This window comes from Pseudomonas sp. S5D5, from assembly GCF_003013355.1.
Taxonomy (GTDB): domain Bacteria; phylum Pseudomonadota; class Gammaproteobacteria; order Pseudomonadales; family Pseudomonadaceae; genus Aquipseudomonas; species Aquipseudomonas aylmerensis.
The window spans coordinates 2,100,146-2,125,461 of sequence record NZ_PTEO01000001.1; the positions used below are offsets into that span (position 1 = coordinate 2,100,146).

Annotated in this window: 23 protein-coding genes, 4 tRNA genes and 1 riboswitch; of the genes, 19 read left to right on the top strand and 8 right to left on the bottom strand. The window is 61.5% G+C overall.

The features are described 5' to 3' along the window. Positions 1-4: 4 nt before the first annotated feature. From C9990_RS09920 to C9990_RS09930, 3 genes are all read left to right on the top strand, one after another. On the top strand, positions 5-544 hold the full coding sequence (locus C9990_RS09920) for a hypothetical protein (RefSeq protein ID WP_256595072.1): 540 nt from the start codon (positions 5-7) through the stop codon (positions 542-544). Between the two features lie 101 nt (positions 545-645). After that, on the top strand, positions 646-870 hold the full coding sequence (locus tag C9990_RS09925; protein ID WP_106803161.1) for a hypothetical protein: 225 nt from the start codon (positions 646-648) through the stop codon (positions 868-870). Then, positions 867-1,364 carry a GNAT family N-acetyltransferase gene (locus tag C9990_RS09930; protein ID WP_106803162.1) on the top strand — a complete coding sequence of 166 codons (498 nt, stop codon included), beginning with the start codon at positions 867-869 and terminating at the stop codon, positions 1,362-1,364. The genes C9990_RS09925 and C9990_RS09930 overlap by 4 nt, the downstream gene beginning before the upstream one ends. A 55-nt stretch (positions 1,365-1,419) precedes the next feature. Here the strand turns inward: C9990_RS09930 and C9990_RS09935 are convergent, their stop codons facing one another. The 3 genes from C9990_RS09935 to C9990_RS09945 are packed head-to-tail and all read right to left on the bottom strand — an operon-like array spanning position 1,420 to position 4,192. Continuing rightward, positions 1,420-2,184 (bottom strand): ABC transporter ATP-binding protein, encoded by a 765-nt coding sequence (locus C9990_RS09935; RefSeq protein ID WP_106803163.1) that lies wholly within the window; start codon positions 2,182-2,184, stop codon positions 1,420-1,422. Beyond that, positions 2,181-3,185 (bottom strand): iron ABC transporter permease, encoded by a 1,005-nt coding sequence (locus C9990_RS09940; RefSeq protein ID WP_065904489.1) that lies wholly within the window; start codon positions 3,183-3,185, stop codon positions 2,181-2,183. The genes C9990_RS09935 and C9990_RS09940 overlap by 4 nt, the downstream gene beginning before the upstream one ends. Beyond that, positions 3,182-4,192, bottom strand: a complete 1,011-nt coding sequence (locus tag C9990_RS09945) for an ABC transporter substrate-binding protein (protein WP_106803164.1) — start codon at positions 4,190-4,192, stop codon at positions 3,182-3,184. Before C9990_RS09945 ends, C9990_RS09940 begins: the two co-directional genes overlap by 4 nt. Positions 4,193-4,306: 114 nt before the next feature. Further along, positions 4,307-4,501, bottom strand: a riboswitch (cobalamin riboswitch). Positions 4,502-4,617: 116 nt separating this feature from the next. Here C9990_RS09945 and C9990_RS09950 point away from each other — a divergent pair. Further along, positions 4,618-5,061 (top strand): hypothetical protein, encoded by a 444-nt coding sequence (locus C9990_RS09950; protein WP_106803165.1) that lies wholly within the window; start codon positions 4,618-4,620, stop codon positions 5,059-5,061. 1,259 nt (positions 5,062-6,320) lie between these two features. On the opposite strand, the gene C9990_RS09965 is transcribed toward C9990_RS09950, so the two are convergent. Continuing rightward, positions 6,321-7,712 (bottom strand): aldehyde dehydrogenase family protein, encoded by a 1,392-nt coding sequence (locus C9990_RS09965; RefSeq protein WP_106803168.1) that lies wholly within the window; start codon positions 7,710-7,712, stop codon positions 6,321-6,323. 103 nt (positions 7,713-7,815) lie between these two features. On the opposite strand from C9990_RS09965, the gene C9990_RS09970 reads away from it, so the two are divergent. Next, complete coding sequence (locus tag C9990_RS09970; protein WP_106805622.1) at positions 7,816-8,685, top strand: LysR family transcriptional regulator; 870 nt, start codon at positions 7,816-7,818, stop codon at positions 8,683-8,685. A gap of 30 nt (positions 8,686-8,715) precedes the next feature. Here the strand turns inward: C9990_RS09970 and C9990_RS09975 are convergent, their stop codons facing one another. Then, the gene (locus C9990_RS09975) at positions 8,716-8,925 is read right to left on the bottom strand and encodes a hypothetical protein (protein ID WP_017138724.1); all 210 of its coding nucleotides are present in this window, start codon (positions 8,923-8,925) and stop codon (positions 8,716-8,718) included. A gap of 146 nt (positions 8,926-9,071) precedes the next feature. Then, positions 9,072-10,268 (bottom strand): amino acid aminotransferase, encoded by a 1,197-nt coding sequence (locus C9990_RS09980; RefSeq protein WP_034116881.1) that lies wholly within the window; start codon positions 10,266-10,268, stop codon positions 9,072-9,074. 343 nt (positions 10,269-10,611) lie between these two features. Here C9990_RS09980 and uvrB point away from each other — a divergent pair, with 343 nt between their 5' ends. Next, the gene (gene uvrB, locus C9990_RS09985) at positions 10,612-12,627 is read left to right on the top strand and encodes an excinuclease ABC subunit UvrB (protein ID WP_065904495.1); all 2,016 of its coding nucleotides are present in this window, start codon (positions 10,612-10,614) and stop codon (positions 12,625-12,627) included. A gap of 88 nt (positions 12,628-12,715) precedes the next feature. Then, positions 12,716-12,808, top strand: a complete 93-nt coding sequence (locus C9990_RS33060) for a UvrB/UvrC motif-containing protein (protein WP_083221398.1) — start codon at positions 12,716-12,718, stop codon at positions 12,806-12,808. Positions 12,809-12,926: 118 nt separating this feature from the next. Here the strand turns inward: C9990_RS33060 and C9990_RS09995 are convergent, their stop codons facing one another. Next, positions 12,927-14,477, bottom strand: coding sequence for an MDR family MFS transporter (locus C9990_RS09995; RefSeq protein WP_106803169.1), 1,551 nt, complete (start codon positions 14,475-14,477; stop codon positions 12,927-12,929). Continuing rightward, the gene (locus C9990_RS10000; RefSeq protein WP_065904509.1) at positions 14,467-15,513 is read right to left on the bottom strand and encodes an HlyD family secretion protein; all 1,047 of its coding nucleotides are present in this window, start codon (positions 15,511-15,513) and stop codon (positions 14,467-14,469) included. Before C9990_RS10000 ends, C9990_RS09995 begins: the two co-directional genes overlap by 11 nt. Before the next feature lie 183 nt (positions 15,514-15,696). Between C9990_RS10000 and gltX the strand changes: the two genes are divergently transcribed. From gltX to C9990_RS10060, 12 genes are all read left to right on the top strand, one after another. Beyond that, positions 15,697-17,178, top strand: coding sequence for a glutamate--tRNA ligase (gene gltX, locus C9990_RS10005; protein ID WP_025856465.1), 1,482 nt, complete (start codon positions 15,697-15,699; stop codon positions 17,176-17,178). A gap of 147 nt (positions 17,179-17,325) precedes the next feature. Then, positions 17,326-17,401 (top strand) — tRNA-Ala (locus C9990_RS10010). Positions 17,402-17,479: 78 nt separating this feature from the next. Continuing rightward, positions 17,480-17,555, top strand: a tRNA-Glu gene (locus C9990_RS10015). A 50-nt stretch (positions 17,556-17,605) separates the two neighbouring features. Beyond that, a tRNA-Ala gene (locus C9990_RS10020) sits at positions 17,606-17,681 on the top strand. A 79-nt stretch (positions 17,682-17,760) separates the two neighbouring features. After that, positions 17,761-17,836: transfer RNA gene (locus C9990_RS10025), tRNA-Glu, on the top strand. A 182-nt stretch (positions 17,837-18,018) separates the two neighbouring features. Continuing rightward, positions 18,019-18,558 (top strand): TetR/AcrR family transcriptional regulator, encoded by a 540-nt coding sequence (locus C9990_RS10030; protein ID WP_065904511.1) that lies wholly within the window; start codon positions 18,019-18,021, stop codon positions 18,556-18,558. Between the two features lie 16 nt (positions 18,559-18,574). Next, the gene (locus C9990_RS10035; RefSeq protein WP_065904513.1) at positions 18,575-19,408 is read left to right on the top strand and encodes an alpha/beta hydrolase; all 834 of its coding nucleotides are present in this window, start codon (positions 18,575-18,577) and stop codon (positions 19,406-19,408) included. Between the two features lie 41 nt (positions 19,409-19,449). Beyond that, positions 19,450-19,884 (top strand): thioesterase family protein, encoded by a 435-nt coding sequence (locus C9990_RS10040; protein WP_106803170.1) that lies wholly within the window; start codon positions 19,450-19,452, stop codon positions 19,882-19,884. 55 nt (positions 19,885-19,939) lie between these two features. Continuing rightward, complete coding sequence (locus C9990_RS10045) at positions 19,940-20,899, top strand: tRNA-dihydrouridine synthase (RefSeq protein WP_106803171.1); 960 nt, start codon at positions 19,940-19,942, stop codon at positions 20,897-20,899. Between the two features lie 481 nt (positions 20,900-21,380). After that, positions 21,381-22,880, top strand: a complete 1,500-nt coding sequence (locus C9990_RS32920) for a hypothetical protein (RefSeq protein WP_157955062.1) — start codon at positions 21,381-21,383, stop codon at positions 22,878-22,880. 502 nt (positions 22,881-23,382) lie between these two features. Further along, positions 23,383-23,970: a hypothetical protein gene (locus C9990_RS33065; RefSeq protein ID WP_315420768.1), complete on the top strand. Its 588-nt coding sequence runs from the start codon at positions 23,383-23,385 to the stop codon at positions 23,968-23,970. Positions 23,971-24,056: 86 nt separating this feature from the next. After that, positions 24,057-25,313 carry a hypothetical protein gene (locus C9990_RS10060; RefSeq protein ID WP_106803174.1) on the top strand — a complete coding sequence of 419 codons (1,257 nt, stop codon included), beginning with the start codon at positions 24,057-24,059 and terminating at the stop codon, positions 25,311-25,313. Positions 25,314-25,316 lie beyond the last annotated feature (3 nt).

A 25,316-nucleotide genomic window follows, 5' to 3' on the forward strand; every position in this document is an offset into this window, starting at 1 on the left:
GCACGTGAAGGTTCTTCAAGGATTCATCGGTTTGTCGGCGCTGTACCTGCTGGTCGGTTGCGAGCAAGTCACTGAGAAAGCCGTGCGCTTCGACGTGCCCTACGGCTACTACGAGACCGCCTGGCGCCTGGACGTTACCGAGAAGGGCCAGTTGACGTGCAAGGTGACCACCGACACCCAGGACCGTGGCGAGAAGTGGGTGCCGTCGGTGATCCTCGCGGCCGCTGAGGATGCTGCCGAAGACGATACGTTGTTTCTCTCCAGCTACACGCCCGCCGACACTGACCTGCGCTTGTTCCAGGTGCGCACCTTCAACAAGGCGGAGCCGGTGATCGACACGTTTTTCCATCGGGCTCCCGATCAAAACGGGGTGTATACGCTGCGCCTGACCTGGCAAGCCGATGGCGCCATCGGCTACCAGGTCGAAAACGGCAGCACCTGGGAAGAGAAGAAGTTCGTCCAGAAGCCGGGTTTTCGCGTGCGCCATGTGAGCGTGCATGCGTCAGGAATGAAGGGTAATGCAGTGTGTGAGTTGCGCCAGTAAGTGCTGCCGGAGCTGCTGCCAATGCTGATCCATTGAACTTAAAACTTGATCGATGAGTCAGGTTAATGAGCAGCTCTTCTTTCATGACAAGGACTCCTCCCATGCGCGAATACACCCTCAACTACTTGTTCAACGACGAACCCCGCACCCATGTGTTCGAGCTCAAACAGCCCGACCTGCTGGTGCATGAGGCGGCGTTGCACTTGCTGCAGTTGCATTTCGGTGATGCGGAAAATGGCTTGATCCTGCCGCCCGCAGATGCAGCGCCGGAGGAAATTCTCGAGCAGGCGCAGGTGGTGGGGATTACGCAGATCGAGGTTGCATGAGCCCAAGGCCGATCATTCGAGCGGTCACGGCGGCGGATATCCCTGAGGTATTGGCGTTCGTGCTGGAGGCCCGTGCCGAGCTTTTCCCCAAGCTCGACGCGACAGGGATGCCAGCGGACCTGGCGCATTTCGAGGCGATTTATGTGCAGGGTGATGGGCGATTTCTGGTTGCCTGCGATCAAGGCCAGATCGTCGCTGCCATTGGCTATCTGCCCTATGACGGTCGTTTCCCGCAGTTGAATTACCAGGGCGAAAAGACCGTGGAGGTGGTGCGCCTGTTTGTGCTGCCGGCGTTTCGCCGTTTGGGTCTGGCGCGCGCGTTGTACCTTGCGTTGGAGGCGCAGGCTAAGGCGGATCGGGTCGCGGTGATGTACCTGCACACCCATCCGTTTTTGCCTGGGGCGATTGATTTTTGGCTTCGGCAGGGGTTCGAAGTGGTGGATGTGGACGCGGACCCGGTGTGGCGCACGACGCATATGCAGCGCACCCTCTAACACCACCACCCAGTGTAGACGCCGGCAAACCGGCTCCGACCGTTGAGTGCTCTGATCAGTTTGGGCGTAGCCGCAGTATCTGCGCGCCATCGAACGGGTCTGTCAGGTAATGCGCCTGCACCCCGAACGTCGCCTGCAGCCGATGCGGCGTCAGCACGTCCAGCGGTTTGCCCAGCGCCACCAACCGCCCATGATCCAGCACCGCCAAGCGGTCGCAGGTCAGCGCCTGGTTGAGGTCATGCAGGGCAATCAAAGTGGTCACCGGCAAGCCTTGCACCCCCTTCAGAATCCCCAATTGATGCTGGATATCCAGGTGATTGGTCGGCTCATCCAACAACAGGATCTGCGGCCGTTGCGCCAACGCACGGGCGATGTGCACCCGTTGGCGTTCACCGCCCGAAAGGCTGCGCCACGCACGTTGGCCCAGGTGGGTGGCGTCTACATCCTGCAGCGCCTGGTGCACGATAGCGTCGTCCTCGCGGGACCAGGGGCTGAGTGCCGACAGCCACGGCGTGCGGCCCAGGGCCACGGCGTCGAACACGCTAATGGCGTCGTCGGTGTCGGCCTGTTGTTCGACCACCGCGAGTTGCTGCGCAATGGCACGACGAGACAGGTCGCCCAGGCGCACTTCACCCAGTCGCACCTCGCCAGTGGCCGGGGTGCGCAGGCCGGCCAGCAGTTTCAGCAGGGTGGATTTGCCGGAGCCGTTCGGGCCGACGATGCCCAGGGTTTCACCCCGCTGAACCTGCAGGTGAATGTCGCGCAGCAACGTAGCTTCACGCACTTTAAAACCCAGGCCGGTGCAGCTCAGTACGGTCATCGCGCATTCCTCCGGCCGATCAGGATCAGCGCAAACACCGGTGCGCCCACCAGAGCCGTGACCACGCCCACCGGGATGACCTGGCCCTTGATCAAAGTGCGTGACAACACATCGGCTGCAATCAAGAACAATGCGCCGCCCAAGGCGCTGGCGGGCAGCAGGCGCGAGTGCCCGGTGCCGAGCAGCAGGCGCACGGCGTGGGGAATCACCAGGCCGACAAATCCGATGGAGCCGACAATCGACACCATTACCGCCGTGACCAGTGCGGCGCAGGCCACCAGCACAAATTGCACGCGGCGCACCGGGATACCCAGGGAGGCCGCCGAGTCGCTGCCGAAGGTAAACGCATCCAGCGCGCGGCGGTGCCACAGGCACACAGCAAGGCCTGCAACCGCCACCGGCACCGCCAGCCATACCGACGGCCAGCGTACCCCGCTGAGATTGCCGAGCAGCCAGAACATGATCCCGCGCGCCTGTTCGGAACTGGCCGACTTGGTGATCAGGAACGCCGTCAGCGCATTGAACAGCTGCGAACCGGCGATGCCCGCGAGGATGATCTGCCCGGTGCCGCTGGCTGAACCACTGGCTCGCGCGAGCAGGATCACCAGCGCAAATGCCGCCATCGCACCGACAAAGGCGCCGGCCGACAGCGAGATCAAACCGCCGCCCACCCCGATCAACGCCACCAGCACCGCGCCCGTCGAAGCGCCGGCGCTGATGCCCAGCAGGTACGGATCGGCCAGCGGGTTGCGCAACAGCGATTGCAGAATTACCCCGCAGGTCGCCAGCCCGGCGCCGCATGCGGCAGCGACCAGCGCGCGCGTGAGGCGGTAGTTCCACACCACGCCTTCATCGATCGGGTCCAGCACGTAGCCGGCGGCCCAGAGCTTGTTGGCCAGCACCTGCAGCACCACCTTTGGTGCGATGGCGGTTTCGCCGATGGCCACGCCGGCGAGCACGGCGATCAGCAGCAGCGACAGGGCGAGTAGGGTGCGTATCATTTGGGCAAGTCGTAGCCATCAATGGCTGTCGCCAGTTGTTCCAGGCCATCGAACATACGGATGCTGGCCTGCAGCGCCAGGGCGTCGAGGATGATGATGCGGTTGTTTTTCACCGCGTCCATGTTGCGGGTGACCGGGTCACTGCGCAGGAAGGCGAGTTTCTTTTCATGGTCATCGGCGGGGTAGCGGCGGCGGTCCATGCGCGCGATCACCAAAAAGGTCGGGTTGGCCTTGGCAATGGTTTCCCAGCCAACGGCTGGCCATTCTTCATCGGACTGCACCACGTTGTGCAGGCCCAGGGTTTGCAGCATGAACTCGGGAATGCCCTTGTGACCGGCCACGTAAGGGTCGCTGGCCATCTCCGAGCTGGAGAACCACACCAGCGCGCTGGCCTGCTTGAGGCCTTTGCCCTGCACGGTCGCGACGGATTTGGCCAGGCGCGCCTTGAGTTCGTCGTTCAGTTGTTGGCCGCGATCCTGTACGTCGAAAATCTGCGCCAGTTGGCTGATGCTTTTATAGATTGTCTCGATGCGAAACGGCTCCAGCCGCGTGCCGTCGGCGCCGACCAGGTTGTCCTTGCCTTCGCAGTCGGAGGGCAGCAGGTAGGTGGGGATCTTCAATTCGTGGAATTGCTCGCGGGTCCCGACCACGCCCTGCGGGCCGACCACCCATTCCAGCTCGGCAGCCACCAGTTGCGGGCGCTTGGCGATCACCGCCTCGAAACTGGGCTCGTTGTCAGCCAGGCGTTGGATTGTGTCGTTCTGTGCCTTGTACTGCGCCAGGACGCTGTTGAACCACAGCGAGGTGCCGACCACTTTATCGCCCACGCCGAGGGCGTAGAGCATTTCGGTGGCGGCCTGGCCGATGGTCACGCTGCGCGCGGGTGCCTGCTGGAAGGTGAGCGTGCTGCCGCAGTTCTGCACGGTCAGCGGGTACTCGGTGGGTGCGGCGTGGGCCAGGGCACAGAAGCCCAGGCCAGTGATCAGGGCGGTAACGCGTGGCAGCATGGGGCGATCTCCTTGAAACCGTACGTGGAACTGGGGAGGTACGGTCTGGAATTACGCCCTCGAGTGCTGCGGGTCAGGCAGGCAAGGATGTCCTTCCCGGACACCCCGCCGGTTAGTGTTGGTGCTTGGGCCGGCAGGTCTCCTGACTGATGCGTCGTCGCCACGCTCCGGCCTTCCCGGACGAGGTCCAGTGGCATCAAGGAGCAGGCTCGGCACCTACAGTTGCGGGGGCAGTTCCGATTGGCGCGGCATACCGCGCTTCGGATTCCCTATTAGTCCCATTTGGGAACCGGCGCGGTATGGTAGTCGATCACGCGGTTGAGCGGGAGTTCTGACGGCGCGCGGTGAGAAGACTGCGGTAGCTCTTGTGGGATGGGTCTCCTATGATGCGCGGCCATGGACAGCCTTCACACAAGGAATACACAGTGAAATCATTCGTCGCCCTCACCCTCATCGCCATGCTCGCCGGTTGCGCCACCCCCGGTAAAAGCGAAAAGCAGATTTTTGACGAAGCCGCCACCGCGCATGTCATGTCGCTGCCTTCCGGGGAAAACAGGGTGCGCTTGCACAGTGTGAAAATCCCCAGCCACGGCTTGATCGCCGACAACCTGGCCCTTGCCATGGCCGGTGGCGCCAATGCGATGTATCTGAAAGAAGAATTGCTGAAGGCCAAAAGCCTGGGCGACACCGGCTTTCTGATAATCGGCGCCAGCACTGTCGTTGACGTGGCCGTGATCGGCAACGCCTGTGAAGGACTGGATCTGAAAGGTATGCAGATTTACTACTCGGGCACCGATGCGCAGAAGGATAAAGTGCGGACCGCGGTTGAAAAGACCCAGGCGCAGTTTTATTACATTAATGCGCAGTGAGGGGCGGGCAGTAGAGGCAGCCTTTTGGCAGTGAGTGGGCCAGTGCTCGCAAACGCTCTTGTACGGGTATGCGGACGTATCTTGCCCAGCAGGTTAAGCAGGCTAAGCAGGCTAAGCAGGCTAAGCAGGCTAAGCAGGCCAGACAGGCTAAGCAGCCAAGCAGGCCAAGCAGGTTGAGCAGGTTGAGCAGGTTGAGCAGGGTGAGCAGGTTATTGTGGTGAGCAGGCTTGCCCTGCGTTGGGTTGCGAAGCAGCCCCAAAACCTCACACCACGGTTTGCCTGAAACTATGCGGTGGGATTCATGGGGGCGCTTCGCACCCCAACGCAGGGCAAGCCTGCTCACCACAACAACCCGTTGACATGGCCGTGATCGGCAACGCTTGTGAAGGGTTGGATTTAAAAGGTATGCAAATTCACTACTCGGGCACCGATGCGTAAGCCCAGCAGGCTAATTGTGGTGAGCAGGCTTGCCCTGCGTTGGGCTGCGAAGCAGCCCTAAAACCTCACACCACGGTGTGCCTGAAACGATGCGGTGGGATTACTTGGGGGCGCTTCGCACCCCAACGCAGGGCAAGCCTGCTCACCACAACAACCTGTTGACGTGGCCGTGATCGGCGACGCCTGTGAAGGGGTGTATCTGAAAGGCATGCAGCTTCACTACTCAGGCACCAATGCGCAGGCCCAGCAGGCTAATTGTGGTGAGCAGGCTTGCCCTGCGTTGGGTTGCGAAGCAGCCCCAAAACCTCACACCGCGGTTTTGCCTGAAACTATGCGGTGGGATTCATGGGGGCGCTTCGCACCCCAACGCAGGGCAAGCCTGCTCACCACAACAACCCACTGACATGGCCGTGATCGGCAACGCTTGTGAAGGGTTGGATTTGAAAGGCATGCAGATTCACTACTCGGGCACCGATGCGTAGGCCCAGCAGGCTAATTGTGGTGAGCAGGCTCACCACAACACCCCGTTGACGTGGCCGTGATCGGCAACGCTTGTGAAGGGCTGGATTTGAAAGACATGCAAATTTACTACTCAGGCACCAATGCGCAGGCCCAGCAGGCTAATTGTGGTGAGCAGGCTTGCCCTGCGTTGGGCTGCGAAGCAGCCCTAAAACCTCACACCACGGTGTGCCTGAAACGATGCGGTGGGATTTATGGGGGCGCTTCGCACCCCAACGCAGGGCAAGCCTGCTCACCACGACAAGCCTGCTCACCACGACCAGGCGGCTCGCCGCGAAAGCCGGCAGTCGTGCTGATCCGGCTTACTTGCGATCCAGCCAGACCGTCTGCGCATTGCAGAATTCCCGCACGCCGAAGTGCGACAACTCGCGCCCGAAGCCGCTCTTTTTCACCCCACCAAATGCCACCCGAGGGTCGGACACGCTGAACGCGTTGACGAAGATCCCGCCGGTTTCCAGCTGGTTGGCGATCTCCCGCGCCTTGGCTGCGTCAGTGGTAAAGATGCTCGCGGTCAGGCCGAACTCGCTGTCGTTGGCCAGTGCGACGGCGTGGTCGGCGTCGCGGGCGGTGATGATCGAGGCCACCGGGCCGAACAGTTCCTGCTTGAACGAAGTCATCTGGTCGGTGACACCCGCCAGCACGGTCGGCGCGTAGTAGTTGCCGGCACCCGGTACTTTGTCACCGCCCAGCAGCAAGGTTGCGCCTTCTTCCAGGGTCGCCTGGACCTGGCCGTGCAACTCGTCACGCAGGTCGAAGCGCGCCATCGGGCCGACATAGGTGTGGGGCGAGGTCGGATCGCCCATCACCAACGCACGGCTGGCTTCGAGGAATTTCGCGGTGAACGCTTCCACCACGCCTGCTTCGATGATCAGGCGCTTGGCGGCGGCGCAGACTTGGCCGCTGTTCTGGAAGCGACCGATCACGGCAGCCTGCACGGCGGCGTCGAGGTCGGCGTCGTTGAGCACGATGAACGGGTCGGAGCCGCCCAGTTCCAACACGCATTTTTTCAATGCAGCACCCGCCTGGGAACCGATGGCGATGCCGGCACGCACGCTGCCGGTGAGGGTCACGGCGGCGATGCGGGGGTCGGCGATGGCCTTGGATACGCCATCCTGGGTCACGTTGAGCACTTCGAACAGGCCTTCAGCGAAGCCGGCTTTGTCGAACGCGGCTTTCATCAGGTAGGCGCTGCCCATCACGTTCGGTGCGTGTTTGAGCACGTAGGTATTGCCGGCGAGCATGGTCGGCACGGCACCGCGCAGCACTTGCCAGACCGGGAAGTTCCACGGCATCACGGCGAGGATCGGGCCCAGCGGGCGGTATTCGATCTGGGCGCTGCCGTTGTCGACCAGGGTCGGCTCCGGGGCCAGCATGGCCGGGCCGTGGGCGGCGTACCATTCGGCGAGTTGCGCGCATTTTTCGATTTCGGCCCGCGCCTGGGCGATGGGCTTGCCCATTTCCAGGGTGATCATCTGCGCCATGTCTTCGGCTTGCTCGCGCAGGGCGCCGGCCAGGGCCAGCAGCAGCTCGGCACGCTGGCTCACCGGCTGGCGGCGCCAGCTGCGGAAAGCACCGGTGGCCCGGTCGAGGGCGGCGTCCAGTTGCGCTGCGGTTTCGTAAGGGTAGCTGCCGACAGTCTCGCCATTGGCGGGGTTGATCGACAGGGCGTGGGTCTGGTGAGAAATAGCGTTCATGGCACCGTCCGGCTGAATGAGTGGAATGAGTCCAGCCTACGGGGCTGCATCTTTTCTGGAAACTGAATAATATTAAGCAATACGTTCACGATTGGAGAATGATTTGGACCTGGTGCAGCTGGAAATCTTCAAGGCCGTTGCCGAGCAGGGCAGCATCAGTGCCGCCGCGCAGGTGATTCATCGGGTGCCGTCAAACCTGACCACGCGCATCAAGCAACTGGAGCAGGACCTGGGCGTGGAATTGTTTATCCGCGAGAAGAGCCGCCTGCGCCTGTCCCCGGCCGGCTGGAATTTCCTCGGCTACGCGCGGCGCATTCTCGATCTGGTGCAAGAGGCGCGTGCCACCGTGGCGGGGGAGGAGCCCCAGGGCGCGTTCGCCCTCGGCTCGCTGGAAAGTACTGCAGCAGTGCGCATTCCGGCATTGCTGGCGGCGTATAACCAGAAGCACGCCAAGGTCGAGCTGGACCTGAGCACCGGGCCGTCGGGCACGATGATCGAGGGCGTACTCTCGGGGCGCCTGGCGGCGGCGTTTGTCGATGGGCCGGTGCTGCACGCGACCCTGGAAGGCGTGGCGGTGTTTGAGGAGGAGATGGTGGTGATCGCGCCGTTGCACCACGCGCCGATCACGCGCGGCCAGGATGTGAACGGGGAGAGCATCTACACCTTTCGCTCGAATTGTTCGTACCGGCACCACTTCGAGCGCTGGTTCTCACAGGATGGCGCGGTGCCGGGGCGGATCTTCGAGATGGAGTCGTACCACGGCATGCTTGCCTGCGTCAGCGCCGGTGCCGGGCTGGCGCTGATGCCGCGCAGCATGCTGGAGAGCATGCCGGGGTTTGCGGCGGTGAGTGTGTGGCCGCTTGCGGACTCGTTCCGCATCCTGAATACCTGGCTGATCTGGCGCCGAGGCACGGTGTCGCAGAGCCTGAACAGCTTCGTGAAGCTGCTGGAAGAACGCGTAGCTCCCTTGTAGGAGCTGGCTTACCAGCCCCAACAGGGCGTGTCAGCCGCCAAATTGCAGGGTGCCCATGGCCAGCTTGGCCATGATAGCTGTCGCGCCGAGCTGCACCAGCCACAGCGCCAGCCCGCCGAGGAACACCCCCAGGGCCACTTGCAGCACCAGGCTTTTCTGGCGCTTGGCTTGCGGGGCGCGCGGGGTGTAGTCATGCAGTTCGTCGCGGTCGGCGCGCAGGTCCAGGTCGTCGTTTCTCATAAGGCTCTCACAGCAAAGGGGCAGTCAGGGTTCAGTCTAGGGGCTGAGTGTTGCGGCCAGTGAATTTTTTGCAAGCTCGCTCGCCACAGCCAATAAAAAAGGGGAAGCCCATGAATGGCTTCCCCCTCTTCACAGCCGTTTCAGGTTTACAGCACCTGAACAATCGCCTTCGTCACGGCACCAATGTTCGACTGGTTCAACGCTGCCACGCAGATACGCCCGGTATCCAGCGCGTAGATGCCAAACTCGGTGCGCAAGCGGGTGACTTGCTCAACGGTCAGGCCGGAGTAGGAGAACATCCCGCGCTGGCGACCGACGAAGCTGAAGTCGTGGCCCGGAGCAGCCTTGGCCAGTTCGGCGACCATCTGCTCGCGCATGCCACGGATGCGCAGGCGCATTTCAGCCAGTTCGGCTTCCCACTGGGCGCGCAGCTCAGGGTTGTTCAGCACCGCAGCCACAATTGCCGCGCCGTGGGTCGGCGGGTTGGAGTAGTTGGTGCGGATCACACGCTTGACCTGGGACAGGATGCGCGCGCTTTCTTCCTTGGATTCGCTGACGATCGACAGCGCGCCCACACGTTCGCCGTACAGCGAGAACGACTTGGAGAACGAGCTGGACACAAAGAAGGTCAGGCCCGATTCAGCGAACAGGCGCACCGCAGCGGCGTCTTCGTGGATGCCGTCGCCAAAGCCCTGGTAGGCCATGTCGAGGAATGGCACGAGGTTCTTGGCCTTGACCACGTCCAGCACGTTTTGCCAGTCGGCCGGGCTCAGGTCGACGCCGGTCGGGTTGTGGCAGCACGCGTGCAACACCACGATGGACTGTGGCGGCAGGGCGTTGAGGTCTTCGAGCAGGCCGGCACGGTTCACGTCGTGGGTGGCGGCGTCGTAGTAGCGGTAGGTCTGTACCGGGAAGCCGGCTTTTTCGAACAGTGCCTGGTGGTTTTCCCAGCTTGGGTCGCTGATGGCGACGACAGCGTTGGGCAGCAGTTGCTTGAGGAAGTCCGCGCCGATCTTCAGTGCGCCGGTGCCGCCGACCGCTTGGGCGGTGATGACGCGGCCGGCGCTCAGCAGCGGCGACTCAGCGCCGAACAGCAGTTTCTGCACGGCCTGGTCGTAGGCCACGATGCCGTCGATCGGCAAGTAGCCACGGGCGGCATGTTGCGCCACGCGAATGGCTTCCGCTTCGGCAACGGCACGCAAGAGTGGAATTTTCCCCTCCTCGTTGCAGTAAACGCCCACGCCAAGGTTGACCTTGGTGGTTCGTGTATCGGCGTTGAATGCTTCGTTGAGGCCCAGGATTGGATCGCGTGGTGCCATTTCGACAGCGGAGAACAGGCTCATTTTTGCGGCAGCTCTTTGGGGGAAAGGAGGGACGTGTCGCGCTCCAGCCGAATGCACTAGAGCGGTGCACAAACGGGGAGCTAGTATAGAGGCCATCACCGCCAAGGGCGACAGCCGAAACGGCTTTTCGGCCAAGTTTTTCGGTTTATTTGCCCACCGTTAGTCGTATTGCAACATTGCTCCCGGACGGCAGGTCAGATGATTGCCTTGAAACCCGCCACATTCGCCACCACTTCTACGGCTATCATGGTTTTTTCCTACGGCCCGCTCTGAATCTTCGCGGGTTGTGGTCTTATTCGTCCCCGACGGGTTTACAGTCTGGGGTGACTCCAAGAGGTACGTTATGTCGGATTTCCAACTAGTCACCCGCTTTGAACCTGCTGGCGACCAGCCCGAGGCCATTCGCCAGATGGTCGAAGGCATCGAGGCCGGCCTGGCGCACCAGACCTTGCTCGGGGTGACCGGTTCAGGCAAGACCTTCAGCATCGCCAACGTGATCGCGCAGATCAACCGTCCCACCTTGGTGCTGGCGCCGAACAAGACCCTGGCCGCGCAGTTGTACGGCGAGTTCAAGGCGTTCTTCCCGAACAACGCGGTGGAGTACTTCGTTTCCTACTACGACTACTACCAGCCCGAAGCCTATGTGCCGTCCTCCGATACCTTTATCGAGAAAGACGCCTCGATCAATGACCACATCGAGCAGATGCGGCTGTCGGCAACCAAGGCGCTGCTGGAGCGCAAGGACGCGATCATCGTCACCACGGTGTCGTGCATCTACGGCCTGGGCAGCCCGGAAACCTATCTGAAGATGGTGCTGCACGTCGATCGCGGCGACAAACTCGACCAGCGCGCCTTGCTGCGCCGCCTGGCGGACCTTCAATACACCCGCAACGACATGGACTTTGCCCGCGCCACCTTCCGCGTGCGCGGCGATGTGATTGACATCTACCCGGCCGAATCCGACCTGGAAGCGATCCGCATCGAGCTGTTCGATGATGAAGTCGAGAGCCTGTCGGCCTTCGACCCGTTGACCGGCGAAGTCATCCGCAAGCTGCCGCGTTTTACCTTCTATCCGAAAAGCCACTACGTGACGCCGCGCGAAACCCTGCTGGGCGCCATCGAAGGCATCAAGACCGAGCTGGCCGAGCGCCTCGAATACCTGCGCTCCAATAACAAGCTGGTGGAAGCCCAGCGCCTGGAGCAGCGCACCCGTTTCGACCTGGAGATGATCCTGGAGCTGGGCTACTGCAACGGCATCGAAAACTACTCGCGCTACCTCTCGGGCCGCGAATCCGGTGCGCCGCCGCCGACGCTGTACGACTACCTGCCGGCCGACGCGCTGCTGGTGATCGACGAATCCCACGTCAGCGTGCCGCAGGTCGGCGCCATGTATAAGGGCGACCGTTCGCGTAAAGAGACCTTGGTGGAATACGGTTTCCGCCTGCCGTCGGCGCTGGACAACCGGCCGATGCGTTTTGACGAATGGGAAAGCATCAGCCCGCAGACCATCTTCGTGTCGGCGACGCCGGGCAACTACGAGGCCGAGCATGCGGGCCGCGTGATCGAGCAACTGGTGCGCCCGACCGGCCTGGTCGACCCGGAAATCGAAATCCGCCCGGCGCTGACCCAGGTCGACGACCTGCTTTCGGAAATCACCAAGCGCGTGGCCCTCGAAGAGCGCGTATTGGTCACTACGCTGACCAAGCGCATGTCCGAAGACTTGACCGACTACCTGGCCGACCACGGCGTGCGCGTGCGTTACCTGCACTCGGACATCGACACCGTGGAGCGCGTGGAAATCATCCGCGACCTGCGCCTGGGTACCTTTGATGTGCTGGTGGGCATCAACCTGCTGCGTGAAGGCCTGGACATGCCGGAAGTGTCGCTCGTGGCGATCCTCGATGCCGACAAGGAGGGCTTCCTGCGTTCCGAGCGTTCGCTGATCCAGACCATCGGCCGCGCGGCGCGTAACCTCAACGGCCGGGCGATTCTCTACGCGGACCGCATCACCGGGTCCATGGAGCGCGCGATTGGCGAGACCCAGCGGCGTCGCGACAAGCAGATTGCGTTCAACCTGGAAAATGGCATCACCCCCAAGGGCGTGTTCAAGGATGTCGCCGACATCATGGAAGGCGCCACGGTGCCCGGCTCGCGCAGCAAGAAGCGCAAGGGCATGGCCAAGGCTGCCGAGGAAAGCGCCAAGTACGAAAACGAACTGCGCTCGCCGAGTGAGATCACCAAGCGCATCCGGCAGCTGGAAGAGAAGATGTACCAGCTCGCTCGGGACCTGGAGTTCGAGGCTGCGGCGCAGACGCGTGATGAGATCGGCAAGTTGCGTGAGCGTCTGCTGGCTGTTTGAGGTGTAGCGTCTGGAAGGGCCTCATCGCAGGCAAGCCAGCTCCCACAGTTGACCGCGTTCGCCTGGACGACGCGCTTAACTGTGGGAGCTGTACCCGCTCGCGCGGGACCTGGAGTTCGAGGCTGCGGCGCAGACGCGTGATGAGATTGGCAAGCTGCGTGAGCGCTTGTTGGCTGTTTGAGGTGTAGCGGTTGGAAGGGCCTCATCGCAGGCAAGCCAGCTCCCACAGTTGACCGTGTTCGCCTGGGCGACGCGCTCAACTGTGGGAGCTGGCTTGCCTGCGAAGGCGGCGACTCGGTCTAATGCGCTTCCCCCGCCTTGAGCCCCGCCGGCAACGCCTTGGTTAACAATATCGCCAGCATGCTGATTCCCAGCGCCAGCCCGACAAAATGAAACGCATCGTTATAGGCCATGATCTGCGCCTGCTGGTGCGCAATCTCACTCAACTTGCCCAATGCCGCCGTCTCGTTGCCGAACTTCTCGGTCAGTGTCGCCATCCGCTCCGCCACCTGCGGATTGGTTGGCACGACCGCCTCGCGTAGATAATCGAAGTAGGTCTTGGTGCGCGCATCCAGCAAGGTTGCCAGTAGCGCAATGCCGATGGCGCCGCCGAGATTGCGCAGGATGTTGAACAGGCTAGACGCCGAGCCCGCGTCCTGGGGCAGGATGTAGGCGGTGGCGATCAGCGAGATGGTCACCATGATCAGCGGCTGGCCGAGGGCGCGGATGATCTGGATCTGGTTGAACTGGCTGCCGGCGAAGTCCGGGTTGAGCACCCCCGAGGAAAAACTCGCCAGGCCGAACAGGCCAAAGCCTAGCGTGCACAGCCACTTGGGCGACACGTACTTCATCAGCTTGGGCACCAGCGGAATCAGGAACAACTGGGGCACGCCCATCCACATGATCACTTCGCCGATCTGCAGCGCGTTGTAGTTCTGGATCTGCGCCAGGTACAGCGGCAGCAGGTAGATCGAGCCATACAGCCCCACACCCATGCCCAGGCTGGAAATGCTCGAGAGGCCGAAATTACGGTTGGCCAGGATGCCCAGGTTGATCAGTGGGTTGGGCTTGGACAGTTGCACGATGACAAAGGTGATCAGGCTGAGCAGCGCGACGCTGCCGAGGCTGACGATCAGGCTCGATTCAAGCCAGTCCTTGCGATGACCTTCTTCCAGAAACACCTGCAAACAGCCCAGGCCAATGGCCAGGGTGACGATGCCGAGGTAGTCGGTGCTTTTCAGCAAATCCCAATTCGACGGCTTTTTCTCCAGGCCATAGAGCAGCCCGGCGATCATCACCAGGCCCGGTGGCACGTTGATGTAGAAAATGTACTCCCAGCCCCAGTTTTCGGTGAGCCAACCGCCGATGGTCGGACCGATGGACGGGGCGAAAGTGGCCGTCATCGCGAACATCGCCATGCCTTTCGCGCGGTGATGCTCGGGCAGTTTGATCAAGGTGAGGGTGAACGCCAGCGGGATCAGCGCACCGCCCGTGAAGCCCTGCAAGGCGCGGAACACGATCATGCTTTCCAGGCTCCAGGCCATGGAGCACATCAATGAGGCGATCAGGAAACCCACCGACACCCACACGGCCAGGCGCCGTGCCGAGAGCAACTGCACCAGCCACGCGGTGAGGGGGATCATGATGATTTCGGCGACGAGGTAGGAGGTGGAAATCCACGAGCCTTCTTCCAGCGTGGCTGACAGCGCACCCTGGATATCCTTGAGCGACGAGTTGGTGATCTGGATGTCGAGCACGGCCATGAAGGCGCCGAGCATCACGCTCATGACCGCGATCCAGTCGCGCCGGGTCGGTTCGCCGACCGGGCGCAGCAGTTGATCACCGGCCATCGGGCTGGTCTTTGATGTTCACTTTGACGGTGACAGACATGCCAGGGCGAATCTTGCCCTGCAGCGGGTTATCCGGCGCAAACGTGAGCTTTACCGGAATGCGTTGGACGACTTTGGTGAAGTTGCCGGTGGCATTGTCCGGCGGCAACAGGCTGAACTGGGCCCCGGAGGCGGCGAACAGGCTGTCGACCCGCGCCGCGATGGGCGTGTCGCCATAGGCATCGAAGGTCAGCTCGGCGTGTTGCCCCGGTTGCATATGGCCGATCTGGGTTTCCTTGAAGTTGGCCTGGATCCAGATGTCCTGGTCGGGGACGATTGATAGCAGATAGGCGCCGGCCTGCACGTATTGGCCATTGCGTGCGGCGCGCTGGCCGACCAGGCCACTGATCGGCGCGTGGATTTCGCTGCGGGTCAGGTTGAGTTCGGCCTGGGCAAGGTCGGTCTTCGCGTTGACGATCATGGCGTCGAGGCGCTTGATCTCGGCGTTCAGGGCATTCACCTGCTGGCGCTGGCCCTGCAGATCGGCCTCGGCCATGCTTACCTGGGAGCGGGCGATGTGGTTGTCGGCGGAGAGGGTGGTCACGCGTTCTTCCGAGACGTAGCCGGGCCCGCGCAGGGTTTGCGCGCGCGACAAGTCAATCTGCGAGCGCCCCAGGCTGGCCTGGCTGGACGCGACCTTGGCCGCGCCGGCGGCAATCAGGCTGGCTTGCTGGGTGAGCTTGCTCTGCGCCTGGACGCGCTCGGCTTCACGCATGGCCAGGGCGGCGTTGGCGCGGTCAACGGCCAGGTGGAAGTCATCGCCTTCGAGCTTCACCAGCAACTGGCCTTTTTGCACGTGCTCGTTGTCGCCGACCAGCACCTCGACAATCCGCGCGCCCAGTTGGCTCGACACACGGGTGATTTCGCCCTGCACGTAGGCGTTGTCGGTGCTTTCATAGAAGCGGCCCCTGAAGAACCACTGGGCGAAGAAACCCAGGGCAATCAGGGTCACGATAAACACAAAGATAAACAGGCGGCGTTTGAGTGGGGCAGGCATGGGCAGGATGTCTGTAACAAGAGGTAATGGAATATAGCCAGCCGCGCATCTGGCAAATAGCCATGGCACACCTTCAGACCGAAGCTTGGCCACTATGCCCTTGTGCTGGAGCCGGGGTGCCTGGGGCTGTTACCATTCGCCCCTTGTTTCAATTTCAGTTATATCGCCCATTCGAGACCTGCCATGACCACCGTCCGCACGCGCATCGCGCCATCGCCTACTGGGGATCCCCACGTCGGCACTGCCTACATCGCTTTGTTCAACTACTGCTTTGCCAAGCAGCACGGCGGTGAATTCATCCTGCGGATCGAAGACACCGACCAACTGCGTTCGACCCGCGAGTCGGAACAGCAGATTTTCGATGCCTTGCGCTGGTTGGGCATTACCTGGGCAGAAGGCCCGGACGTTGGCGGCCCGCACGGCCCGTATCGCCAGAGCGAGCGCAGCGACATCTACAAGCAATACACCCAGCAACTGGTCGACATGGGCCACGCGTTCCCGTGCTTCTGCACCGCCGAAGAACTCGACCAGATGCGTGCCGAGCAACAGGCCCGTGGCGAAACCCCGCGCTACGACGGCCGCGCACTGCTGCTGTCGAAGGAAGAAGTGGCCCGCCGCCTGGCCGCTGGCGAGCCGCATGTGATCCGCATGAAAGTGCCGAGCGAAGGCGTGTGCGTGGTGCCGGACATGCTGCGCGGTGACGTCGAGATCCCGTGGGACCGCATGGACATGCAGGTGCTGATGAAGACCGACGGCCTGCCGACGTACTTCCTCGCCAACGTGGTCGACGACCACCTGATGGGCATCACCCACGTGCTGCGTGGCGAAGAGTGGTTGCCGTCGGCGCCAAAATTGATCCTGCTCTACGAGTACTTCGGCTGGGAGCAGCCGCAGCTGTGCTACATGCCGCTGCTGCGTAACCCGGACAAGAGCAAGCTGTCCAAGCGCAAGAACCCGACCTCGGTGACCTTCTACGAGCGCATGGGCTTCATGCCGGAAGCGATGCTCAACTACCTGGGCCGCATGGGCTGGTCGATGCCGGACGAGCGCGAGAAGTTCTCGCTGCAGGAAATGGTCGACAACTTTGACCTGTCCCGCGTGTCGCTGGGCGGGCCGATCTTCGATATCGAGAAGCTGTCCTGGCTCAATGGCCAATGGCTGCGTGACTTGCCGGTGGAGGAGTTCGCCAGCCGCGTGCAGCAGTGGGCGTTGAACCCTGAGTACATGATGAAGATCGCGCCGCTGGTGCAGGGCAGGGTGGAGACGTTCAGCCAGGTCGCGCCGCTGGCCAGTTTCTTCTTTGCCGGCGGCGTGAACCCGGATCCCAAGCTGTTTGAATCCAAGAAGCTTTCGGGCGACCAGGTTCGCCAACTGATGCAGTTGATCCTGTGGAAGCTGGAAAGCCTGCGCCAGTGGGAGAAGGATGCAATTACCGCGACAATCCAGGCGGTGGTCGAGTCCCTCGAGCTGAAATTGCGCGATGCGATGCCGCTGATGTTTGCCGCGATCACCGGGCAGGCCAGCTCGGTGTCGGTGCTCGATGCAATGGAAATTCTCGGCCCGGACCTGACGCGTTTCCGTCTGCGCCAAGCCCTTGATTTGCTTGGTGGTGTGTCGAAGAAAGAAAACAAGGAATGGGAAAAGCTGCTGGGCGCTATCGCTTAAGCAACGAGCAGTAACGTTAAAACCCCGGTTTTCCGGGGTTTTAACGGTAAGTGATTGTTATCCCGGCAAAAAATTTTGAAAATTGTTGAAAATAAATTTGACAGCCTTTCAAACCGCCATTAAGATTCGCCCCGTCCTCACCGATGAGGGGCTATAGCTCAGCTGGGAGAGCGCTTGCATGGCATGCAAGAGGTCAACGGTTCGATCCCGTTTAGCTCCACCAATTTACAGGTTCAAGGTCTGGCCACACCGTCCTTGAATCGATCAGGTCTCAGCCCTGATCTGTTGTACAGAAGGTTTTGTCCCCTTCGTCTAGTGGCCTAGGACACCGCCCTTTCACGGCGGTAACAGGGGTTCGAGTCCCCTAGGGGACGCCAGTTTCAACAAGCAGTTCGCAAGGCCTGCTGCGTCGCGAGACGAAAAATCCGGGGCTATAGCTCAGCTGGGAGAGCGCTTGCATGGCATGCAAGAGGTCAACGGTTCGATCCCGTTTAGCTCCACCAATTTACAGGTTCAAGGTCTGGCCACACCGTCCTTGAATCGATCAGTACTCAGCACTGATCAGTTGTATAGAAGGTTTGTGTCCCCTTCGTCTAGTGGCCTAGGACACCGCCCTTTCACGGCGGTAACAGGGGTTCGAGTCCCCTAGGGGACGCCACGATTACCCGCTCTGCGGGATTTTTAAGGGTCATTCAATTATTGAATGGCCCTTTTGTTTGTCTGGCGTTTGGCCAATCCTCTCCTCATTCCCCTTCCTGTGTTCTGACCAGCGGTCATGCCTGTCGCTTGCGAAATATTATTATGGTAATAATATTCAACCCATGAAAGACGGAGGCAACGATGAACGATAAAAAAGCGCAAACCCGCGAACGTATTCTGCAAGCCGCCAGCGCCGCGTTGATCCAGCGTGGCCCGGCCGAGCCGAGCGTGGGTGAAGTCATGGGCGCGGCGGGGCTGACCGTCGGTGGTTTCTACGCGCACTTTGAAAGCAAGGACGCGCTGATGCTGGAGGCCTTCACTCAGTTACTGGCCCGGCGTCGTGCGTCGATCGACGATATGGATGCACAGCTGACCGGCGAAGAACGCAGGGGGCTGGTGGCGGCGTTTTACCTGTCACGCAAGCACCGTGACTCAACTGCCCAGGCGTGCCCGATCCCGGCCACCGTGGGCGAGATGGCCCGTTTGCCGGACGCTTTTCGCGATGCGCTGAACGAACACGTGGAGCTGATGGCCGCTCAACTCGCTGCCAGCCCCGAAGACACCGATAAAGCCCTGGCGGACATGGCGCTGATGATCGGTGGCCTGGCCTTGGCACGCGCGCTGGGGCCGGGTGAGTTGTCGGATCGAGTGTTACGCGCGGCCAAGTCGGCGGTGCGTTAAGGAGAGGGCTTGCAGGATGGGCACATTGACCTGGATTCGTCGCATCAATGGCACGCTGGGGCACCTGGCACCGCACACGGTGGCCAACAAGATGCGTCGCGCCTTCATGACTCCGCGCGACCTGCCTCCGCGTGACTGGGAGCTGCCGCTGCTGGCGCAATCGGAGCGCATTACTTTGCGTTTCGGCTTGTCGGCTTTGCGTTGGGGCCAGGGCCCGGCGGTGCTGTTGATGCACGGTTGGGAAGGGCGCCCCACACAGTTCGCCAGCTTGATCACCGCGTTGGTGGACAACGGCTACTCCGTGATTGCCCTGGACGGTCCAGCCCACGGGCGTTCCCCGGGGCGAGAAGCGCATGTGCTGCTCTTTGCGCGTGCCATGCTGGAGGCAGCGGCGGAACTGCCACCGTTGCACGCGGTGATCGGCCATTCGATGGGCGGCGCCAGTGCGATGCTGGCGGTGCAGTTGGGGCTGCGTACCGAGGCGTTGGTGAGCATTGCCGCGCCGTCGCGCTTTCTGGATGTGCTGCGCGGCTTCACCCAGATGGTCGGGCTGCCGGCGCGGGCGCGTTCGGCGTTTATCCAGGAAGTGGAGCTGACCTTCGGCATGCCGCTCAAGCATCTGGATGTGGCCCACTACCAGATGAATATCCCCGGCCTGATCGTGCACGCCGAAGACGATACCTTCGTGCCGGTCAAGGCATCGCAAGCCATCCATGAAGCCTGGTTCGACAGCCGCCTGCTGCGCCTGGAGCAGGGCGGTCACCAGAAAGTACTGGCCGATCCCCGCGTGATCGACGGGGTGCTGGCGCTGTTGGCCGGCCGTCGTCTACAGGAGCGGCAAACCGCCTGATACACTGCTCCCCGCCGACATTAATCGACTGGGAGCAAGGCATGGGCTGGGATTTGGCAACGCCGTTTATCATCGATCTGCAGGTCGCCCCTGAAGACATCGACGGCCTCGGGCACGCCAATAACGCGGTGTACGTGTCCTGGCTGGAGCGCTGCGCCTGGCGCCACTCACAGCGCCTGGGGCTGGATCTCACCGAATACCGCCGCCTGGATCGCGCCATGGCCGTGGTGCGGCATGAAATCGATTACCTGGCCGCCGGCTACGAGGGCGACGAGCTGCAACTGGCGACCTGGATCGTCGACTGGGACCAGCGCCTGAAAATGACCCGCCGCTTCCAGCTGCTGCGCCCGCGCGATGGCACCACGCTGTTGCGGGCGCAGACCACCTTTGTGTGCATCGAACTGTCTACCGGCAAGCCCAAGCGCATGCCGCCTGAGTTTCTCGACGGTTATGGCCCCGCCCTGACAGGGGGTTAACGGTTGCCGTGGGAAACCCAGTAAACTGCGCCACGATTTTTGTTGAGTGTTTTCCATGCAAATTGCTTTGGCGCCCATGGAGGGGTTGGTCGACAACATCCTGCGGGACGTGCTGACCCGAGTCGGCGGTATCGACTGGTGCGTGACCGAGTTCATCCGCGTCAACGACCGCTTGCTCACCCCGGCGTATTTTCACAAGCTCGCTCCGGAACTGCTGCACGGTGCCCACACCGCTGCCGGCGTGCCTCTGCGCGTGCAGTTGCTCGGCTCGGACCCGGTGTGCCTGGCGGAAAACGCCGCGCTCGCCTGCGAGTTGGGCTCGCAGGTCATCGACCTGAACTTCGGCTGCCCGGCCAAGACCGTCAACAAGTCGCGTGGCGGGGCGGTGCTGCTCAAGGAGCCTGAGTTGCTCAACCAGATCGTCGAACACGTACGCCGCGCTGTTCCCGCGCATATTCCGGTCACTGCCAAGATGCGCCTGGGTTTCGACAGCCCGGACGGCGCACTGGTCTGCGCAACCGCCCTGGCCGAGGGCGGCGCGGCGCACATTGTGGTGCATGCGCGGACCAAGACTGATGGTTACAAGCCGCCTGCGCACTGGGAGTGGATCCCGCGCGTGCAGGACGTGGTCAAGGTGCCGGTGTTCGCCAACGGTGATATCTGGAGTGTCGAAGACTGGCGGCGTTGCCGGGAAATCAGCGGCGTCGAAGACATCATGCTCGGTCGCGGCCTGGTTGCGCGTCCTGACCTGGCACGCCAGATCGCCGCGGCGCGCGCGGGTGAGGAAGTGGTGGAAATGACCTGGGCGCAACTGCAGCCCCTGCTTCAGGACTTCTGGACCCAATCGGTAGCGCAACTGACCGAGCGGCAGGCACCGGGGCGACTGAAACAGTGGCTGGCGATGTTGACGCGCAATTACCCGGAAGCGGTGGCACTGTTTACCGCCCTGCGCCGCGAAACTGAACTTGACCAGGTCAGCCGTTTATTGGGGATGAGTCCTGCGGTTGCCGCCTGACCCCGGAAATTGTCTGCCTGCATTTCAAACGAATGCTCCTTATCGAAAGATAAGGAGCATTTTTGCGTTTTAATACGTTTAAACGTTACCGCTGAAATATTCTGACAGTCACTGTCGTTGTTCGAGTTGATAAACCAACCCGTGCTGTGGGGGTGTGCCTGTGCGCGTGAACTATCACAGGCATTCGTTTGAAAGTACGGTTAATTATGTCGCTGAGTGACAGGTCTCTCGGTTTATAAGTGCATATGTCTGTCGCGAGAAGGTGCGGGCACGATAAATCACGGCTGGCTCCAGGTGGCGATGAGGCAAAGTCTGAAAGTTTGCTTTTCTTTCCTTATGTGAGGCGCGATTTCTGGAACTCGATAGCGTCAGTTTCCACGAATTAGGGGACTGAGATGCAACGCGGTTGTATTCAGCCTCTATAAATCCTATCGCTGTTCCAGGTGTTCACCGCCTGGCTGCGCTGACTAAGGAATTTTATATGTCTTTCTCGATTAATAATTCGCCTTATGTAAAGTTCGATACAACTCCCCAAGACTCACAAACGCCAACACTCCCAAAAAGCGGTGCAATACTCTCTACACCGGCAGCTGATTCAAAAGTTATCCCGCCCGCTACCCAGCAAGATATTAGCCGAGGGCCGCAGGGCGAAATGATGATTAACGCCCGCGCGCTTTCAAAGTTATTTGACATGCTTGAACAAGTCTTCAAAGCCATGCGCGAAATGCTGTCGGGGAAAGATGTAACTCCCGACCTCAAGGCCGCTTCCGATACGGCGGCCAAAGCCAAGGTCAAGCCGGATGCCGCGCCTCACGACAAAGCGAGTACGGATTCAAGCGCGTTGCCGAAAGTTGCGCCGAATGCAGCAGACCAACCAAAAGTGAAGGCAGAGGCGAACCCGCAGCCGAAAGTGGCGCCCGACGCGGCAGACCAGCCCAAAGTGAAACCAGAGGCGAACCCGTTGCCGAAGGTGGCGCCCGACGCGGCAGAGCAGCCAAAAGTGAAACCAGAGGCGAACCCGTTGCCGAAGGTGGCGCCCGACGCGGCAGAGCAGCCCAAAGTGAAGGCAGAGGCGAACCCGCAGCCGAAGGTGGCGCCCGACGCGGCAGAGCAGCCAAAAGTGAAGGCAGAGGCGAACCCGCAGCCGAAGGTGGCGCCCGACGCGGCAGAGCAGCCCAAAGTGAAGGCAGAGGCGAACCCGTTGCCGAAGGTGGCTCCCGACGCGGCAGACCCGCTGAAAGTGAAGCCTGGGGCGAACCCGTTACCCAAGGTCTCGCCAGATGCTGCAGAGCAGCCGAAGGTCAAAATAGATAATGGTGGGCTGAGTGTGATTACGCCTAAAGCCATTCCGGGCGTTCTACCTCCGTTTCCCCAACCCGATGTCAAAGTTACCAACAATGCCAATGCGCAGGTGAAAGTGGAGGTCAATGTCAACCATTGTCACTGCCCTGACACCCGCTCCGAGCATGACAAAGGTGTGCGGCCGGCGCTCACGCCCCAACCCAAGCCAGACGCTGCGCCACAGCCACCGCTGACGCCCCAACCCAAGCCAGACGCTGCGCCGCAGCCACCGCTCACGCCCCAACCCAAGCCAGACGCTGCGCCACAGCCACCGCTGACGCCCCAACCCAAGCCAGACGCTGCGCCGCAGCCACCGCTGACGCCCCAACCCAAGCCAGACGCTGCGCCGCAGCCACCGCTCACGCCACAACCCAAACCAGACGCTGCACTGCAGCCACCTGTCAATCCACAGCCCAAGCCAGACGCTGCACCGCAGCCGCCGCTCAATCCACAGCCCAAGCCAGACGTTGCACCGCAGCCACCGCTCACGCCACAACCCAAGCCCGACGTTGCACCGCAGCCGCCGGTCAACCCTGTTGTGCCAACGCCTGTGCCTGATGTGACCAGCCCGGGCCCCGCTGACACCCAAACCGATCTGCAGGGCTGGAGCTTTATCAACCGTCGACGGGTAAGGACTTGATGCCTGGCGTCGTGTTTCGACTTCTTCGATAAAAAACAGCGCTCTCCGGACCAGGCGTTCGGAGAGTCGCTAAAAAAGTGGAGAGACAGTCATGTCATGCTGCTCAATTAATAATATTGCTCGCGTAGTGGACGTACGCCAGGCGTTGAACAGGGAGTTACCGGACGCAACTAATGAAACCACGGGGACTGGTGAGCCGAAACATTCAGGCTTTGGCCCAGGCCCTGTATCGACGCCCGTGAGCGTGCCGCAGAACAATGTCGCGATAGGAGATAACTTAGCCCCGATTGCCGGCCTGATTACATTGTTCAATTCATTGATCACTCGGTTGATCGACTTGATATCGGCTAGACCGGACAAGAGCACTCCCGCCATTACGCCGAGACCAGAAGTCACTCCCCCGTTAGTGCCGGCGCCCATTCCAGCGCCAATACCGGCACCCCTGCCAGCGCCGACACCCGCACCGCAACCGATGCCCACTGTACCGACCCAGATCCCGAACTTGTCCGATAAACGCAACGGCACCAAGCCGGACAATATCTGGAGTGGCTTCCGCCAAGGCCCGGATGGCAACTGTGTCACGGTATCCGCCATCAAGGCTGCGATGTATCGGTTTGGCCAAAGCCCTACGGATATCTATAAGGAGGTGTTAAAGACGAACGACGGTTATCGAGTGACGATGCGTGATGATGTTGTGGTCAGGCTGACCGACCAGGAGTTGCAAATAGGCGCGGCAGGCTCGCTATTTAAGGGCACGGATAAAGGCATGCTCAAGGACGCGCAGTTTCTTTTCGCTGTCAGTGCCAAGCGGGCGCAAATGGAAAACAACGACGGCACGGCAGCGCGCAGCTTTAGAGCGGCTGTAAAGAGTCTGAACGATGGCGAAGATGACAACGGCCCCGGTGAAGGCTTCCTGCGCTTGGGGCTGAGGCACCATATGAAGCGGGTCAGCGTGCGCGATCTGGCCAAGGGCCAATTGGGCATGTGCAACCGAGCCCGCCATTCGGTGGCCGTGATCAATGGACGCGAAGAACTATATGGGCGACAGGGCTCGGCGCCGACGCGGGGTGACGCCGTCGCACTGATCTGATCCACGGCTATTCGTTTCCTGTTAAAGGATGCAGCCGGGATCTCTGGCTGCACTTTTTTCCTGCCCTGTCTTGAGTGAACAATTCCATGAACGCTTCAATTGATGGTCGTGGCTCGGTGGTGCCAAGTCGGTTGCCTGAGCCTGTTGCGAGTGGTTTCAATGTGCAGGCCGGTGCGAAACGGGGTGACCTCGTGAATGCACTTCAAGGCGCCGAGCGTCGATTCGGCGAGCGCTTTGACTGCAGTACTCACGTGGCCGTTATCAATATGATGATGATGACCCTCGGCCCGCGTGCCTCCGATGTTTTCAGCGAAGTCACCCCGGCGGGTGATGGTTATGCCATCACCATGAAGGATCAATACCGGGTGCAGGTGTCCCAGGCCGAGCTTGAGCGGGCCGCGCAGGCTTCGCGGTTCAGCGGGCAGGACCCTGACGTGGTGAAGCACGCCAACTTCATGTTGGCTGCGTTTGTAAAGCGCAAGCAGCAGTTGGGTGGCTATCCGACGTTTGAGGCGGCCCTGGCAAAAAGCCTTGAGGGCGAGACAAGCAAGCGTTGCCTGGAAGGGATGGGCGTCTATGGGCTGTCGCGTTGGGTTGCCGCTCGTGACATGGTCGGCAGGGAGTCGCCCTGGGTCCGCCAGACCCATGACTTTGGCGCCGCGCTCGTGGTGGGGGGCGCCAGTCACCCACACGGTAATGGTTACGGGTATGTGTTGTTCGATGACCGTGAGACGCCGCCGCAAAGGGACGGGGTGGAGTCTCAAGTGGCGGAGGGCATCAGGCATGCCGACATCTGGAGCGGCTTTTATCAGGGCGTCGAGGGCAATTGCGTCACCGTGTCGGCAATCAAGGCCGCCATCACTCGTTTCCCGGAAGGTATCTACACGTCCATCGTCAGGACGCCGGGCGGCTGTGAAGTGACGATGCGCGATGGCTTCCGGCTGCGCTTGAGCCATGCCGAGCTGAGGCAGGCCACTGCCGCCTCGAACTTTGCCGGCAGCAACCCGGTGTTGCTGGACTACGCGAACTTCCTGTACGCCTGCAGCGCCAAGCGGGCGCAAATGGAAAACAACGACTTCCGCGCCGAACAAGGGTTTGCGGTGGCCCTGGAAACCCTCAACGATGGCGAGTACCCCGGCGAGGCGCTGCAAAGGCTGGGGCTGTTCGGCTATATCCGTAACAGCACGGCTGAAGAATTGGCCGACGGTGCCATCGGCACGCTTGCGGACGGCTGGCACTCCGTGGCGGTAGTGGGCGGGGCGCTGGACCTGTATGGGCAAAAGTATGATCTGGGCACCTCGCACTGGAAGCGCAAGACGCTGACCGCCTTGAAGCTGGTGTGAGGA